Here is a 16,200-nt window from a genome sequence, read left to right on the forward strand (position 1 = left end):
TTTTAATCTTGAATGAGGACTGACGATTGCTCTTCCTCGTCTAAATTAATTAAAAATTGACGCTAATTTTTTGGCTTGATTAGAAAAGTGAAAATAATCAATATATTTAGCAAACATAAAATTTCTTAATTGACTAGAATTTACTCAATTGAACATACTGGATATTTCTAGGGAATTTGAGAGTCAATCTTTGGATTTTTTTGGTTCATACGTACTAATGGAGATTCGGGATTTTTCAGATCAATATACTCTATTTGGCTGGGATTGAGCTTTGCAGATAAATGGCGCATTTGAGCAAGTAACTTAATTTGTTCAGGTAATTGAGGACTTGGGGCACCAAGATGCACATTTCCTAATTCTGTTTTCAAAATTAAATTCGTTGGATCTTGGCAATCAATTTCCATAATTTTCACAGAACTTTGGTTCAAAGATGGATAAAGCTGACTCCAGTAGGATCTGTATTGTGCTGGCAACCCAATAACTTTGAGACTCGGCAATTTGACGGCAGGATTCACTAATTTGTATTTTTCTAAAGGTATCCAAACCCCACTTGCGTCTAGTAAGCCCGTAGATACTTGTTTATTGTTAATATCAGCATTTGGTAATTTTGGCTGTTGAGCGATCGCTACAGGTACTCGTTCTTGGATTTCAATGATTAATCCAGGAGGAAAAAGACGACGAGTGACGGTTGCTTGGGCAATAGCTGGTTGTTGCTTCAAAGAATCGGCGATCGCAGATGGTTCAATCCGCCATAAAGACTGAGGATAGGAAAGCGTCAAAAATGACTGCATTGCCTCTTCCGACAGCACTTGATTCCCTGATTTCATCACAATTTGCTTGGAAGCATTGAGTACCCATGTTGGTTGGATTGCCACCCATAGTGAACCACCAGCCAGACCACTAATGGCCAAGGTACGCCAAATAGCCTGAAGAATTTTCATCTGCCGCCGCCGACGTAATTTCTGACGGCGCTGGGCTAAATCTGTATGGGAAACTGAGATTATGCCAGCCATTTAAACCCCTTTTTGGTTTCGGTTCTATTCTTCGGTTTGAGAGTAACTGATTAACTACAGTAAACCCTGTCAGCATCTCTTTGCTATATCTTGCTAGATTTAGTACATATAACTGCTCCATCAATGGCTACACAAATCAAGAACAGTAATACATAGTAGCTTTTTCTACCCAATTAACTAATGCACATAAGTTAATTTTTAGTCAAGTAAAAGCTTAAAGATTATCAAAAGCTCAATAGCATCTCTAAAAAAGACGGATATACTGTACCCATCAGGGTAAATTAAATCTCTATCATGGTACTGACTGTTGCTTGTCGCAATTCTGCATCGAGCGCTGTACTCTGCAATATTATCAATTGCGAGCTAATTAAGTACTCATACAAATGGTGGAGATAAAAGTATATAAAAAGACAAAAAACGCATTTACATGAGAAATACACTGAATCTGTCACGCTTTTACAAAGCATGTAACCCTAGCTACACGTTAAATATGGGTAATGTGTTGGATCAGCAGTACTACATCGATTTTGCCGATGTACGGGGTTGTAAGATTGTTGAGGAATTACAACGTACTATCAGTCGTATTTCTCCCGATGAGCCAACCTGCCAGTTATTTACGGGGCATATTGGCTGCGGTAAATCAACGGAGTTGCAGCGCCTTAAAGCAGAACTAGAAGTAGCAGGATTTCATGTAGTTTATTTTGAGTCCAGTCAAGACTTAGACATGGCGGACATTGATGTCAGTGATATTTTGTTGAGTGTAGCCCGCCAAGTTAGTGTCAGTTTAGAAGCAATTGGCATCAAATTAAAACCCGGTTACTTTATCAATCTGTTTAAAGAAATTGGGGATTTTTTACAAAGTCCCATCGAACTTTCTGGACAAGCAGAATTGTCTTTAGGTATTGCCAAAATTACAGCTAAAACTAAAGGTAGCGCCCAGTTACGAAATCAGTTAAGGCAATATCTGGAACCACGTACCAATAGTATTTTGCAAGCTATTAATGAAGAGGTATTAGACAAGGCTGTTGAACAACTCAAGTTAAGAGGTCAAAAAGGACTGGTTGTTATAGTAGATAACCTGGATAGAGTTGATATGCGCCCTGTTGCATCTGGGCGGACACAACCAGAATATCTCTTCATTGACCGAGGTGAACAATTACGCCGACTTAAATGCCACTTAGTTTACACAATTCCCCTAGCATTAATTTTTTCCAATGAGTATGAAACACTCAAAAACCGATTGGGTGGAGGCATTGCACCTAAAGTTTTGCCAATGGTACGAGTGCGACAAAGAGATAGTAGTGACTACGAACCAGGAATGTCACTATTACGCCAATTAGTGTTAGCAAGAGCTTTTCCAGAAGTTTCTTATAATCAAAGACTGTCATTAATTACAGAATTATTCGATTATCCAGAAACCCTTGATCGTTTATGTCGCGTCAGTGGCGGTCACATCCGTAATTTATTGGGTTTGCTTTATAGTTGTCTTCAGCGGCAAGATCCACCTTTTTCTAGAGATTGTTTAGAAGCTGTAATTAAGGATTACCGTGATGATTTGCTATTAGCTATTGATGAATATCAGTGGGAATTACTGTTTGAAGTGGTGCAGCAGCAGAGCGTTAAAGGCGAGTCTGATTACCAAAGTTTACTGCGAAGTATGTATTTATTTGAATACCGCGATCCTCTGGGGCGCTGGTTTGGTATTAGCCCAGCATTAGCAGAAACAGAAAAAGTTATAAATTGGCAGCAAAAAAAAGTCACGAAATAAGAATATAAAAAATTAAGAATTCAATAAAAGTTGAATTAAAAATAGATGTCTGGATGGCATCATCTGGAGTTCTTCGTAATCTGCATGTTTACGGCAAGCTACTACACAGTTGGAAAGGTTATTTATGCCTTTTCAATTTTTAATATGCAATTTTTTATTATTCCTTTATAGATCGGTTTTTAGTTATGACACAGTGGCAACTCATAGCAGCGATCGCCGAAAATAATCAGCAATCTCTGCAAAGGTTAGTTCGATCAATTCATCTCTCCCAAGGTCAATTTTCGCTGATATTAGTCCGATGTAATTATGGACAATTGCGTGAACAAATGTTGGATGCTCTCCACTCTTTTACTAAAGATATAAATTTAAAAGAGATATTTATCCAACCATCAACTACTGTTTTACACAACAAAATAGTTACAGAATTATTTCTAGATCATTCTGCTGTTGTGACGGATTCTTTACCATCAGCTTTAATGGTGTTTGGTCTAGAGTCAGTTATTTATCTCGAAGACTTACTGACTGGTATCAACCAGGCACGAGATATTTATGCAGCTACATTTTCTTTTCCATTAGTTTTGTGGTTGCAAGATGAAGTGGCATCATTGTTAGCTAGATTAGCACCTGATTTCAAAAGCTGGGCCGCAACCACCATCAAATTTGAAATGACTAAAGAAGATTTAATTGCCTTAATACGGCAAGAAACAGAATCTCTCTTTGGCAAAGTCTTAGAAGCTGGTGCTGCAAGATTTTTATCTAATGCTGCCCTTGATTTAGCACCAAAGTCTCAGCATCGTCTCGAAATTGAATCAGCTCGTAATGATCTTCTACGGCTATATAGTGTTCAATTAGAACCAGGATTAGAAGCTAGTTTAGAATTTGTGTTAGGGCGAGACAAATATGCCAACGATCAGATTAACGGTGCTTTAGCCCATTATCAAAAAAGTCTAGCTCTATGGCAACAAGAAGGGAAAAAAGAAAAAGAAGAATTTCAAGAAAGAGAAAATTCCCCTTATCGACTCTGGCAGGCAATAGTATTGTTTCATTTAGGGCTATGTTACCGTCGGATGGCAGACTTACATCAGGGTGCTAATAGTAGCTACTGGCAACATGCTTTCGTTTGGTTTAAACAATGTCTAGAGGTATTAGAACAGGAACAAAGGCAAGATTTGGTTGCCAAATTTATCTTGCCTGCTTGTGAAATGCTGCAACGTTTACAAGCCTGGAAAGAATTAAAAGAATTAGCTCAAAAATCTTTATTGATGCATAAAATCTATGGCAATTCAACGCAAGTTGCTCAAGATTATGGCTTTTTGGCAGCTGTGGCAGTTTCTGAATCTAAATGGATATTAGCTCATGAATTAGTGAATACAGCACTTTCGATTACAGAACTGGCAACAGACATTGCGCGACAACAGGAAAGTTGGTATCTTTTGCTGCTGGCACGGACACAACGGCATTTAGGTGAATGTGATGAAGCTATTAGTAACTTAGAATGGGCGCGGGTAGTTTGCGAACTACAGTATGAGCCGTTGCTGTATTTAGAGATTTTAGAAGAATTGCGATCGCTTTACTTTTTTGAACGTCATGACTACACAGAAGCTTTTAACCTCAAGCAAGAAAAAATTCAAATAGAACATCAGTACGGTTTTCGTGCATTCATTGGTGCTAGTCAACTACAGCCGCAACGCTGCAAAATTAACCCAGTCGTGGAACCGCAAAAAATACCATTTATTCCAGAGGAAGTTGCCCAGGAAATAGCTGCTTCTGGACGACAGCAGGATGTTAATCGTTTAATTGAAAGAATTACTCGTGCTGACTATAAGCTTACGGTAATTCATGGGCTATCGGGGGTTGGTAAAAGTTCAATTATCAAGGCTGGTTTAGTACCGGCTTTAAAAGGAAAAGCCATCGGTGAACGTATACCTTTGCCTATTATTTTATCTAGTTATACCGATTGGGTTACAGCTTTGGGACGCAATATCAACCAATTACTAGCACAAATAGAAATCCCAATTGCTATAGATTTTTCTCCTACTATACTTTTAGAAAAACTCCGGTTAGTTGCTGAATGCAATCACACAGTAGTTATTATTTTTGATCAATTTGAAGAATTTTTCTTTATTAACAACAATTCTAAAAGGATAATTTTTTATAATTTTTTCAGTGAATGTTTAAACATTCCTTTCATTAAAATAATTCTATCTTTAAGGGAAGATTATTTACATTATTTACTAGATTTTGAACGTTTAAGCAAGGATAATAGTGATTTAAGTGTAATCAATAAAAATATCCTTGATAAGGATATTCGTTACTATCTAGGGAAGTTTTCTACTGAAGATACAATAGGTATTATTAAAAGTTTTACTCAACGCTCCCACTACGAACTGAGCGATGAATTAATTCAAAAATTAGTACAAGATTTAGCAGGGGAAATTGGAGAGGTACATCCCATTGAGCTACAAATAGTTGGCGCTCAACTACAAACAGAAAATATTACAACGCTAGAACAATACAAGCTTTGCGGCGGCTCTAAAAAATTAGTTGAACGCTGGCTTGAAGAAGTTATTAAAGATTGTGGACAAGAAAATGAAGAACTGAGTTGGAAGTTATTATTTGAATTAACTGAAGAAAAAGGCACACGTCCACTTAGGACAAAGGGTGATTTGGCGATCGCTCTGAAAAAAAACATTGATCAAACATCAGATTTTAAATCTGTTTGGGAATTAACTTTAGAGATTTTAGTCGGTTCAGGATTAGTATTACGACTGCGAGAAGAATTAGGCGATCGCTACCAATTAGTTCATGATTATTTAGTAGAACCAATTCGCCAAAAGAACAACTATGGTGTAGTTGCTGAACTAGAAAAAGTAAGAGTTGAAAAAACCAAAGCTGAAGTAGCTCAAAAACTTTCTCAAGAGCATCTCAATTTGCTTTTGCAACGGCGACTGCGAGAAGCACGGATAGCGGGCATAGTATTGGCCATGATGGGCGGAACAATAGCAGCATTATGGTGGCAAGCCGACCTACAAAAAAGAGCAGCTATTCGCCAAACTATTAGAGCAGAACGCAGTGAAACCAACTGGAAAATTAGTACGATCGCGGCATCAAGTGAAGCTTTGTTTGCTTCTAATAAAGAATTTGATGCTTTGTTAGAAGGTTTGCGGGCTTGGAGAAAACTCAAACAAGCACAAGGAGTCCAGCCAGAAACCAGAATGCGGGTGGTGACAGCCCTACAACAGGCAGTTTACGGGGTAACGGAATTAAACCGCTTGGAAGGTCACTCTGATATTGTCTGGGGTGTAATTTTCAGCCCTGATGGTCAATTATTAGCATCAGCCAGTCGAGATCAAACTATCAAAATCTGGCATCCTGACGGCACATTGCTTCAAACTCTCAAGGGTCACACTGATGCTGTTACTAGCATCACTTTTAGTCCAGACGGTCAAAAATTAGCATCAGCCAGTCTCGATAAAACAGTAAAAATATGGCAAAAAAATTCCATTACAGGAGAATTTGACTCGCAGCCATCTCAAACTATTGCCGGACAAGGTGATTCGGTTTATAGCGTCAGTTTCAGCCCTGATGGAGAGTTGCTAGCTACTGGCAATCAAAATAAAACCATCAAACTCTGGCACCAGGACGGTAGTTTAGTCAAAACACTTAAGGGACATCAAGAAGAAGTTAACTGGGTAAGCTTCAGTCCAGATGGTCAACTCATAGCTTCAGCAAGTGACGACAAAACAGTAAAAATCTGGCGAAGAGACGGAAGCTTAGTTAAAACTTTGTACGGGCATCAGGATGGTGTGACTGTTGTAACTTTCAGCCCTGACGGTAAGCTACTAGCCTCAGCAGGTCGAGACAAAATAGTGAAACTGTGGCAGCAAGATGGGTTAGATTTTCGTCTTTACAAAAATTTACAACAGCATACTAGTATAATTTGGAGCCTCAAGTTTAGTTCTGATGGTCAAAAGTTAGCTTCAGGAAGTGATGACAACACAATCAATCTTTGGAGTGTGACTGGCACGTTACTCAAAACTTTCAAAGGGCACAGCGATGCTGTTGCTGCCGTAGCTTTCAGTCCAGATGATAAATTGTTGACATCAGGAAGTTATGACAAAACAGTGAAAATGTGGAGTTTGGATGCTCCCACACTACCCATTCTGCAAGGGCATCAAGATCGAGTTTTGAGCGTTGCTTGGAGTCCTGATGGTCAAATGTTGGCTTCTAGTAGCCGCGATCGCACCGTGAAGCTTTGGCAACGAGACGAGATTATTGATGATGGAGTTAAACCCCGACTTTATAAAACTTTAGTGGGACATACAGATAATGTTCCCAGTGTTAGTTTTGATCCCAAAGGTAAAATCCTAGCGTCAGGAAGTTATGACAAAACAGTGAAACTTTGGCGACTTGACGGTACTTTGCTGAAGACTCTCCAGGGACATAGCGATAGTGTGATGAGTGTTAGCTTTAGCCCTGATGGTAATTTGTTGGCATCAGCTAGTAAAGATAAGACGGTGAAACTTTGGAGCCGTGATGGTCGCTTGCTGAAAACTTTAGTAGGGCATCAGGGTTGGGTAAATAGCGTTAACTTTAGCCCTGACGGTCAGGTACTGGCCTCAGCTAGCGATGACCAAACAGTCAGACTTTGGCGACGGGATGGTACTTTGTTAAAAACTTTTTCGCCTCATGATAGCTGGGTTTTAGGTGTGAGTTTCAGTCCCACTGACCAGTTGTTAGCTTCTGCGAGTTGGGATAACACAGTTAGACTTTGGCGACGGGATGGGACTTTGTTGAAAACACTGTTAAAAGGATACAGTGATAGCGTCAATGCCGTTACTTTCAGTCCCAATGGTGAATTACTTGCCGCAGCTAGTTGGGATAGTACAGTCAAACTTTGGAGCCGTGAGGGCAAATTGATTAAAACCCTCAACGGGCATCGCGCTCCAGTATTAAGTGTTAGCTTTAGCCCTGATGGTCAAACCCTGGCATCAGCTAGTAGTGATAACACCATAATTTTATGGAATTTGCATCTTGATGACCTACTCCTGCGTGGTTGCAACTGGGTAGATAACTATCTCAAGCACAACCCCAATATTGAAGGGCGCGATCGCTTTCTTTGTGATGGTGTTAGTTATCGGCGCTAAATTAACATTTAGAGGAGCGATCGCTATCCAACACTTCATCACTATTTGTCTGTTTGCTGTCTTCCCCCGTAGCTTCATGGGGCAAATTCGCTAAAAAAGCTTGGAGCCTCATCCGCCCAATATAAGGCCAGCCACCCTCAGACTCAATATCTTTTAGGAGCGAGTAGAGGTGCTGGCGATTATCAGGCAAACTTTCTTGAAAAGCACCATCCCGGATGTCTCGATGTAATTGCTCCAATTGCCGTAGCAAGTTCAAAAGAGCTATGGCATCCCCTTGATAACCTTGAGCTACATCATGCACTGCGGTGGCGATCGTTTGCAGTTGCTCAGATAATTTTCCCAATTCCAGACTGTTATTTTTGCTCACACTACCCAATCCGTGTAAATGAGGTCTACTCAAATTTACCGGAGATTTTTGGTTTTCATCTGCTGTAACAAGTTTTAGACCGCAATCTGAGAATGTGGAGGAGATTATGTTCCCCGAAACTTCTAGAAGCTTAACGATCCCCTATTGCTCAATGGCTTTTACTTGTAAAACAGCGCAGTGACGCTCAATACAGCCTCTACACAAGCTAGATACAATTAAAACTTCTGAATTTAAAGCTAGAGTGCTTTGATTTTGAGTTAAAAAAAATCGTATGATCTGGCTGATTTCCCCATAAAGCATTGGGTTGTATGTAGTGGCAACACATACATAATACAAAACGACGACTTGGGCGATGCCGCAGATGTATCTAGCATTTGTTAGGCACAAAGTAAACCTAACTCTTCGTGTTCCTCGAAGTACGCACTTTAGATATTAATTTTTGACATTGAGGTTGACCATGAGGTATCGCGCTTTAATTGTTACATTCTTGGCTTTATGCCTAGGGCTAATCACTGCTTGTAGTGACGGCCCTTCTTCTAGTGGTGGTAGGGATTTACTCTCTTACGATCAAATTAGAGGCACTGGCTTGGCTAACAAATGCCCCCAACTGGCAGAAACTAGCCGTGGCTCCATTCCCCTCGACTCTAGCCAGTCCTATGCCATCAAAGAACTCTGCTTAGAGCCAACCAATTTCTTTGTGAAAGAAGAACCTGCTAATAAACGGCAGGAAGCAGAATTTGTGGCTGGCAAGTTATTGACCAGATACACTTCTACGATTGATCAGGTACAAGGCAACTTGAAAATTAACCCAGATAATAGCCTGACCTTTAAAGAAGCTGACGGTCTTGACTTTCAAGCCATAACTGTAAAACTCCCTGGTGGTGAATTAGTACCTTTCCTTTTCACCATCAAAGATTTGGTTGCTCAAACACAACCTGGTTTGACCAGTATTAACACCTCCACGGACTTTGAAGGTGCTTTCAAGGTTCCTTCCTATCGTGGTGCTGCTTTCTTAGATCCTAAAGGTCGTGGTGTCGTCAGTGGCTATGATAATGCCGTGGCTCTCCCCGCCCAAGCAGATGATGAAGAACTTACCCGCGCTAACGTTAAGCGTGCTGAAAGTCTCAGTGGCAAAATTTCTTTGCAAGTAGCTAAAGTAGATAATTCTACTGGTGAAATTGCTGGTACTTTTGTGAGTGAACAACCATCTGATACAGATTTAGGTGCTGGCGAACCTAAAGAAGTTAAGATTCGTGGTCTGTTTTACGCACGAGTTGAACCAACTCGTGCATAAACTATCTTGAGTATGGCAATTTGCTAACACTCAAGACTAAAAGAGGAAGGGGGGCAGGGCGTGAGGTGCAGATGAAAAAAACAAAGATATCACAAGCCTAAAGTATTCTCTTTACTACCCTCTGCCCCTTGCCTCTTCTTTGATATAGACTACTAAATTCCGACAATTTTTGTTGATAAGCTGTCACGCATCTAAGTTACACATCTTTTCGTATGGACTGTTGACCCTTCTCTGCGAGACGCTACGCGAACGACTGCGCTCAGGGTCAAGGCTGAGCGAAGCCGAAGCCTTGACTGTTGACGCTAGCAATCAACAAACTTAGGAAGTGATTGTGTAATTTAAAAGCGTAATAGCTTAGTCCTATTAAGTGACCAGATTGGATTTTGTCAATAATATAAACATCAATACTGATATTTTCTACACGATAAACTTGAACATCACTAAGGTTCTTTTTGAGCGTCTCTACAAACGACTGAAACTTTCTACCAGTTTTTTCTGCTGTTCATCTTGCCAATCTTTATTCTTGGGCACGATTGCGAAAGAAATAATCTAGAGCAACTGTCTCGATCCCTTAGCAATTAGCACTTTTAGATATGCCGCTGTTGATGCCACTGCCATGCATGAGTCACAATATCTTTGATGGATGGGTACTGGGGTTGCCAGTTTAAGACTTTTCTAGCTTTCTCACCACTGCCAATTAAAGATGGAGGATCTCCAGGACGGCGATCGCATTCTTGTACAGCTATCGGTAGTCCAGTTACCTGTTCGGCAGCTGCAATTACTTCTTTGACAGAAAAGCCACTACCATTGCCTAAGTTGAAAACTTCACTGTCGCCACCTTTTAAGAGATATTCCAAGCCCAAAACATGAGCATCCGCCAAGTCGCTCACATGAATATAATCGCGAATACAAGTACCATCAGGCGTGGGGTAATCAGTACCAAAAATTGAGATAAAGTCCCGTTTGCCTAAAGCTGTCAGCAGCACCAAAGGAATTAAATGGGTTTCTGGGTTGTGATCTTCGCCTAGCAAACCCTTGGGGTCAGCACCAGCAGCGTTAAAGTAGCGAAAACGCACTGACTTTAATCCATAAGCAACATCAAAATCAGAAAGAATCCTCTCCACCATTAACTTAGTAGCGCCATAAGGATTGATGGGATTTTGGGGATGATTTTCCGGAATGGGTACAATTTCCGGCACTCCATAAGTAGCACAAGTAGAAGAAAAGACAAATTTATTGATGGACGCGGCCAGCATTGCTTCTAGCAGTGTCAGGGTTCCCAACACGTTGTTACGGTAATATTTAGCTGGGTCTGTAACCGATTCTCCTACGTAGGCATAAGCAGAGAAGTGCATAACTGCGGCAATATTACGGGTTTTAAATAAGTCATCCAGTAGGGCGCGATCGCCTGTGTCACCCACTACCAGTTCAACTTTTAAAACCTTTTCTACTAAGTCTCGATGCCCATAAACGAGATTATCGAGTATTATCACGTCATAATCGGCTTGTTTAAGAGCAAGTACAGTGTGAGAGCCAATATACCCTGCTCCCCCTGTTACTAGAATGCTGGGCTTTGCAGACGACATAAGTTTTTCCTTTATAGTTGACAACTACTCAATTAATTTAGTTTACTGGTGCCACATTACTCCTCTATAAAAATTAAAAATAATAGACTCAGTATGAAAAAATTGCACTAAAATCACTACGACGGTAGTCTTTGGTTACAGGCTTGAGGTATTTGCAGTCAGGTAACAGTGCGATTACAATTTGACGATAAAATAAACCCACTGCTTAAACCCTCTAGGCTGACCCTTACGGGTTGTTCAGTTGCTTTATACCGAAAAACCCTTGCGGAACTTTCTCCTAGGGGAAAACGCGCCACTGGCTCACCGCACCAGAAAATTTGAGAGTTTATCTATGTTTCTACTGCTAAGCCGGGTACTATTGTGGCTACTAATTGGCACTATCGTATATTCCCTGTTCCAGAGATTTTATCCCAGCGGCACTTTTGCAGGGCGATTAGTCTTAGTCATTGTGTTGATCGTCATAGCGCTGTCGTTTGTTAATCCTAATGAACCAGCTGTCGCGTCTTTGTGGAGATTGATATCGTTTCCCCTTAAGCCTCTGGGAGCTTCGGTCTTGTTAATGATGTTTGCAGCTCAAAGAATCAAGGGAGGCGGGATAGATAAACCAGGAGGATACTTGCTGGGTTGGGCGCTGACAATTTTACTATTGTCCAGTACACCAGCGATCGCTTACTTCTTGGTAAGGACACCGATAGCAATGGTTGATAATACCAACCTAGCAACTAAAGAAATTGTCCAGAATTATCGCGTAGCTTCGTCTACAGCACTCAATGCTTCTCCTGTTGAAACCCTTGTAGCATTAAGACAAGACACCACAGTCAACTATATCTCAGACGTAGTGGGGGATACTATTCTACCTGCTAGAGATCTGAGTCAGGCAACTGTAGCATTCAACTCAGTGGATATAAAAATTCCACCTTATTTGTTACAAAATCCTCAAGATATCAGGACAAGAGGATTGCGGATTGAAGATTTTGTACCCAGTGCAGCCACCCTGCAATTAACAACCCAAGTCTGGGAAAGTTATCTTAGCCAAGTTTACATTTTCTTACGTGGAAACCAGATACAAGGTTAAAAAATTACTTTAAAAAGGCCGTAATGCTACGTTCTTGTGGCTGGCCTTATTTAAATTTTTATTAGACCTGCTGATGGTGATTCTACAATTTCCTAGAAGTTACACTTTTTATGTAAGGTAGACGACTAAACTTCAAATAAACAACAGATTGATGATCTGTTGGTTTAGGATGATAAAGTTGCAAAATTGCTTGAATGGCCAACTCTCGACGACTTGCTAAACTCGGTGCTTATCTGCGTCCCCATTGGCGAGAGGCTACATTAGGCATTCTCGCGCTGTTGTCTGTAAACGCCCTGGGTGTTTATATCCCTTGGTTAATTCGTGCCTGCGTTGATAAACTGGCGACAAACTTCAGCTTGAACCAAGTACTCTATTACGTAGTACCGATCATTTTGCTGAGTTCAGCGATGTGGCTAATACGTATGGCATCGCGCATCTGGCTGTTTGGGGTAGGCCGTCAGGTAGAATTTGACCTCAAACAACAGATTTTTGAACATTTACTCAAGCTGGAGCCGTCTTATTTTGCCACTAATACCGCTGGCGATTTGATTAGCAGGGCTACTAGTGATGTAGATAACATTAGGCGGTTGTTAGGTTTTGCAGTATTAAGTTTGGCGAATACATTTTTTGCCTATCTCCTAACATTGCCCGTTATGCTGGCAATTAGTGTGGATCTCACATTAGCTTCTCTAGCAGTGTATCCCTTGATGTTTTTGTTAGTGCATTTGTTTAGCAATCACTTACGCCAACAACAAGCAGCAGTACAAGAGCAACTCTCTGATATCAGTGAACTTATTCAAGAAGATATTAGCGGCATTGCTCTAATTAAAATTTATGCCCAAGAAGAAAACGAGCGTCGAGCTTTCGGCCAAAGGAATCAACAGCTATTAGCGGCTAACATGCAATTAGCAAAAAGCCGAAATATTTTGTTTCCGTTGATTGGCGGTCTAGCTAGTCTCAGTTCGCTGATTATAATTTGGCTAGGGACGGCGCGGATATCTTCTGGAACGCTGGCAGTTGGGGACTTTTTAGCGCTGCTGATTTATGTAGAGCGTTTGGTTTTCCCCACTACGCTTTTGGGATTCACGATTACTGCCTACCAACGAGGTGAAGTCAGTATTGATCGCTTAGAATCTATTCTCACTGTCACACCAAAAATTCAAGATACTGCTGATGTCATCCATCTATCTAGAACTGAGGTGAACGGGGAATTAAAAGCTAAAAATCTCAGCTACACCTACCCTGGTTCCACTATCCCAGCTTTAGAAAATCTCAATTTTACGATCGCACCTGGGGAACTAGTGGCTATTGTTGGAGCAATTGGTTCTGGGAAATCAACTTTAGCAAATGCCTTACCACGCTTGTTAGATATTGAATCAGGACAGTTGTTTTTAGATGGGTTAGATATTACTAAGATAGCGTTGGCAGATTTACGGAGTGCGATCGCCTATGTACCGCAAGATAGCTTTTTGTTTAGCACTACAATCAAAAATAATATCCGCTACGGTGATCCAGTTAGAGAACAAGAAGATGTAGAATTGATGGCCCAGATGGCTCAAATTCACCCAGAAATTACTAATTTTCCTCAACAATACGAAACTATAGTTGGTGAACGCGGTATTACTCTTTCAGGCGGGCAACGGCAACGTACTGCTTTAGCTAGGGCAATGTTAGTCGATGCTCCAGTATTAATTTTAGATGACGCTCTATCTAGTGTAGATAATCAAACTGCTACAAAAATTCTTAATAATCTATCGAGTGGTACAGATAAAAAAACTGTAATATTTATTACGCATCAATTGTCGGCAGCAGCAGCGGCTGACCGGATTTTTGTCATGGATAAGGGAAGAATTGTCCAGACAGGAAATCACTTAGAACTATTGCAAAAGCAAGGTTTATATAGAACTTTGTGGAGCCAACATCAAGTAGAAGAATTACTTCATTAATGTTTTGTGTTGTCAGCATTTTTTATTTGCTCAAAGCTCTGACAGCTTTTGTCTCTGTTTATACAGCTATTTTATTAGTACCGATCATTCCTCAAGCACTGGCTTTACCTAGTCCAGCACAACTAGAGGCAACTAACAACCAATTAAAAGCCGAAATTGTTGAGCGTACAGCAGCAGAAGAAGCACTTTTAACAATTAAAGCAGAATTAGAAATTAGAGTTGAAGAGCGTACAGCTCAATTAAGGCAAACCATGACAGAGTCTCTGGCTATTGCTAACCAGGCCAAAAAACAAGCTGCAAAACTAGAAATTGCTTTGAAGGAACTGGCAAATACACAAGCTCAATTAATTCAAACTGAGAAGATGTCATCTTTAGGGCAATTAGTTGCAGGTGTTGCCCATGAAATTAATAATCCTGTTAACTTCATTTATGGCAATAGCATCATTGCCAATGAATATACCCAAGATGTATTAGAATTAATTTCACTTTACCAAACACATCATCCTCACCCTGCTCCAGAAATCCAAGTATTTGCCAAAGAAATTGAGATTGATTTTGTGCAAAAAGACTTAAAAAATATTTTATCTTCTATCAAAATGGGAGCTGAGCGTATCCGCGATATTGTCTTATCGTTACGAAATTTTTCACGACTTGATGAAGCAGAAATTAAACAAGTAGATATTCACGAAGGTATTAATAGTACTCTGTTTATTTTGCAAAATCGCTTGCAAGGTCAAGGTAAACATCCAGATATTCAAATCATTAAAGAATACGGCAATTTGCCTAACATTGATTGCTATCCCAAACAACTCAATCAAGTATTCATGAATATTCTGACTAATGCCATTGATGCAGTGAAAGAGTCAGTTCACAATCCCCAAATTCGTATATGCACAGAGGTCTTAGATCACAATCAAGTGATGATTAGGATTGCTGACAATGGCTGTGGGATGACAGAAGAGGTAAAGCAAAAGATTTTTGACCCGTTTTTTACTACTAAACCTGTTGGTTCCGGTACAGGTCTTGGTATGTCAGTTAGCTACCAGATCGTAGATAAGCATGGTGGTATCCTCAAATTTATTTCAGTACCACTTCAAGGTACAGAGTTCCTAATCCAGATTCCCATCCAAATGAAATCTGCTTGATGTTATGGATAGGCTATTAAACCTTCACATAACTTGATGAAATCGGGATGATCCAGAGCAATTATGGCGTTAGTTTTTTTGGATACTTGGGCAGTATAAAGTACCGAAAAAATTAGTCTGGCATCAGCAATGTTTAAAATTAGATTATCAAAATCTTCTGCTCTAAAAGATTTTTCTTTGTCCAATTTACAGCACCGCCATCTAGGAGCGATCGCTGCTTTAATTCTAATTAGCTTATTAACTTCATGGAGTGGATTACCATCTCACCATGCCATAGCTAATTGCTGGGAAGGCTTGTTGTGGGGAATAGCTGACCCAGTAATTGGCTTGGATCGTTTAACCAGCTTCGTTGCTGTTGGCTTACTCTCGGCTAGCATCATTCATGGTACTTTGATTGCTAGCTTGTTTGTCTTAGCAACAGTCTTAGGAACATTCCTGCACTTATACCAGCTAAATTTACAAGGTGCAGAAATAGCGATCGCTGTTTCCAGCATTACCTTTGGCGCTATGTTGGTGATGCCAAACCAATTTCATTGGTTGATTATCGCGCTTTTAGGAGTGATGGCTGGTTTGTTTCAAGGTTACAGCAATGGTCAATCTATTATTGAGGCAAATGTGATACCATTGCTTGCCTATATTTTGGGTAATACTTTGACTCAGTATGCAGTTGTGATGAGTGCCAGAATAGTTGGCAATTTAATCAGCCAAAGGAAAATAAATGACTTTTTACCAAGGATAATTAACTATGTAGGCTTCGCTTTCTGCGCGATCGCAATTGTGTTTCTGAAAATTTCAATCAACTAAATTAAGTATTTTTATTGTGTCACTGTCAATGGTTTAGTTATTTATACCATTAACA

General features: G+C 40.2%; 11 protein-coding genes and 1 pseudogene. 7 read left to right on the plus strand and 5 right to left on the minus strand.

Going from position 1 to position 16,200, the window contains the following annotated elements:
- Nucleotides 1–167: 167 nt before the first annotated feature.
- On the minus strand, nt 168–1,013 hold the full coding sequence (locus tag I8751_RS11600; protein ID WP_214439308.1) for a cell division protein FtsQ/DivIB: 846 nt from the start codon (nt 1,011–1,013) through the stop codon (nt 168–170).
- Between the two features lie 427 nt (nt 1,014–1,440).
- Here I8751_RS11600 and I8751_RS11605 point away from each other — a divergent pair, with 427 nt between their 5' ends.
- Entirely contained in the window at nt 1,441–2,781 is a 1,341-nt protein-coding gene (locus I8751_RS11605; RefSeq protein WP_214439309.1) for a P-loop NTPase fold protein, read from the plus strand.
- Between the two features lie 185 nt (nt 2,782–2,966).
- Nucleotides 2,967–7,928, plus strand: a complete 4,962-nt coding sequence (locus I8751_RS11610; protein ID WP_214439310.1) for a WD40 domain-containing protein — start codon at nt 2,967–2,969, stop codon at nt 7,926–7,928.
- A 1-nt stretch (nt 7,929) separates the two neighbouring features.
- On the opposite strand, the gene I8751_RS11615 is transcribed toward I8751_RS11610, so the two are convergent.
- Complete coding sequence (locus tag I8751_RS11615) at nt 7,930–8,295, minus strand: hypothetical protein (RefSeq protein WP_214439311.1); 366 nt, start codon at nt 8,293–8,295, stop codon at nt 7,930–7,932.
- Between the two features lie 457 nt (nt 8,296–8,752).
- Here I8751_RS11615 and psbO point away from each other — a divergent pair, with 457 nt between their 5' ends.
- Nucleotides 8,753–9,589 carry a photosystem II manganese-stabilizing polypeptide gene (gene psbO, locus I8751_RS11620; RefSeq protein WP_214439312.1) on the plus strand — a complete coding sequence of 279 codons (837 nt, stop codon included), beginning with the start codon at nt 8,753–8,755 and terminating at the stop codon, nt 9,587–9,589.
- A gap of 265 nt (nt 9,590–9,854) precedes the next feature.
- Here psbO and I8751_RS30390 read toward each other — a convergent pair.
- Together I8751_RS30390 and galE are read right to left on the minus strand one after the other, a co-directional pair.
- A pseudogene (locus I8751_RS30390) lies at nt 9,855–10,070 on the minus strand (nuclease A inhibitor family protein); the annotation flags it as partial.
- A 106-nt stretch (nt 10,071–10,176) separates the two neighbouring features.
- On the minus strand, nt 10,177–11,175 hold the full coding sequence (gene galE, locus I8751_RS11630) for a UDP-glucose 4-epimerase GalE (protein WP_214439313.1): 999 nt from the start codon (nt 11,173–11,175) through the stop codon (nt 10,177–10,179).
- A gap of 331 nt (nt 11,176–11,506) precedes the next feature.
- On the opposite strand from galE, the gene I8751_RS11635 reads away from it, so the two are divergent.
- The 3 genes from I8751_RS11635 to I8751_RS11645 all read left to right on the plus strand — a co-directional run bounded on the left by I8751_RS11635 (nt 11,507) and on the right by I8751_RS11645 (nt 15,341).
- The gene (locus tag I8751_RS11635) at nt 11,507–12,250 is read left to right on the plus strand and encodes a hypothetical protein (protein WP_214439314.1); all 744 of its coding nucleotides are present in this window, start codon (nt 11,507–11,509) and stop codon (nt 12,248–12,250) included.
- A gap of 194 nt (nt 12,251–12,444) precedes the next feature.
- Nucleotides 12,445–14,196, plus strand: coding sequence for an ABC transporter ATP-binding protein (locus tag I8751_RS11640; RefSeq protein ID WP_214439315.1), 1,752 nt, complete (start codon nt 12,445–12,447; stop codon nt 14,194–14,196).
- 26 nt (nt 14,197–14,222) lie between these two features.
- Nucleotides 14,223–15,341 carry a sensor histidine kinase gene (locus I8751_RS11645; RefSeq protein WP_225894104.1) on the plus strand — a complete coding sequence of 373 codons (1,119 nt, stop codon included), beginning with the start codon at nt 14,223–14,225 and terminating at the stop codon, nt 15,339–15,341.
- Between the two features lie 2 nt (nt 15,342–15,343).
- Here I8751_RS11645 and I8751_RS11650 read toward each other — a convergent pair whose 3' ends face one another.
- On the minus strand, nt 15,344–15,526 hold the full coding sequence (locus tag I8751_RS11650; protein WP_214439351.1) for a hypothetical protein: 183 nt from the start codon (nt 15,524–15,526) through the stop codon (nt 15,344–15,346).
- On the opposite strand from I8751_RS11650, the gene I8751_RS11655 reads away from it, so the two are divergent.
- Complete coding sequence (locus tag I8751_RS11655) at nt 15,519–16,145, plus strand: HupE/UreJ family protein (RefSeq protein WP_318780317.1); 627 nt, start codon at nt 15,519–15,521, stop codon at nt 16,143–16,145. The two genes, I8751_RS11650 and I8751_RS11655, sit on opposite strands and share 8 nt — an antisense overlap.
- The last annotated feature ends 55 nt before the right edge of the window (nt 16,146–16,200 follow it).

Source organism: Atlanticothrix silvestris CENA357, assembly GCF_016056295.1.
Taxonomy (GTDB): Bacteria; Cyanobacteriota; Cyanobacteriia; order Cyanobacteriales; family Nostocaceae; genus Atlanticothrix; species Atlanticothrix silvestris.

Bases quoted from the DNA above. Each gene is read 5' to 3' on its own strand.
- I8751_RS11635 (WP_214439314.1), top strand. From the start codon at position 11,507: ATGTTTCTACTGCTAAGCCGGGTACTATTGTGGCTACTAATTGGCACT.
- psbO (WP_214439312.1), top strand. From the start codon at position 8,753: ATGAGGTATCGCGCTTTAATTGTTACATTCTTGGCTTTATGCCTAGGG.
- I8751_RS11610 (WP_214439310.1), top strand. From the start codon at position 2,967: ATGACACAGTGGCAACTCATAGCAGCGATCGCCGAAAATAATCAGCAA.
- I8751_RS11605 (WP_214439309.1), top strand. From the start codon at position 1,441: ATGAGAAATACACTGAATCTGTCACGCTTTTACAAAGCATGTAACCCT.
- I8751_RS11600 (WP_214439308.1), bottom strand. From the start codon at position 1,013: ATGGCTGGCATAATCTCAGTTTCCCATACAGATTTAGCCCAGCGCCGT.
- galE (WP_214439313.1), bottom strand. From the start codon at position 11,175: ATGTCGTCTGCAAAGCCCAGCATTCTAGTAACAGGGGGAGCAGGGTAT.
- I8751_RS11640 (WP_214439315.1), top strand. From the start codon at position 12,445: ATGGCCAACTCTCGACGACTTGCTAAACTCGGTGCTTATCTGCGTCCC.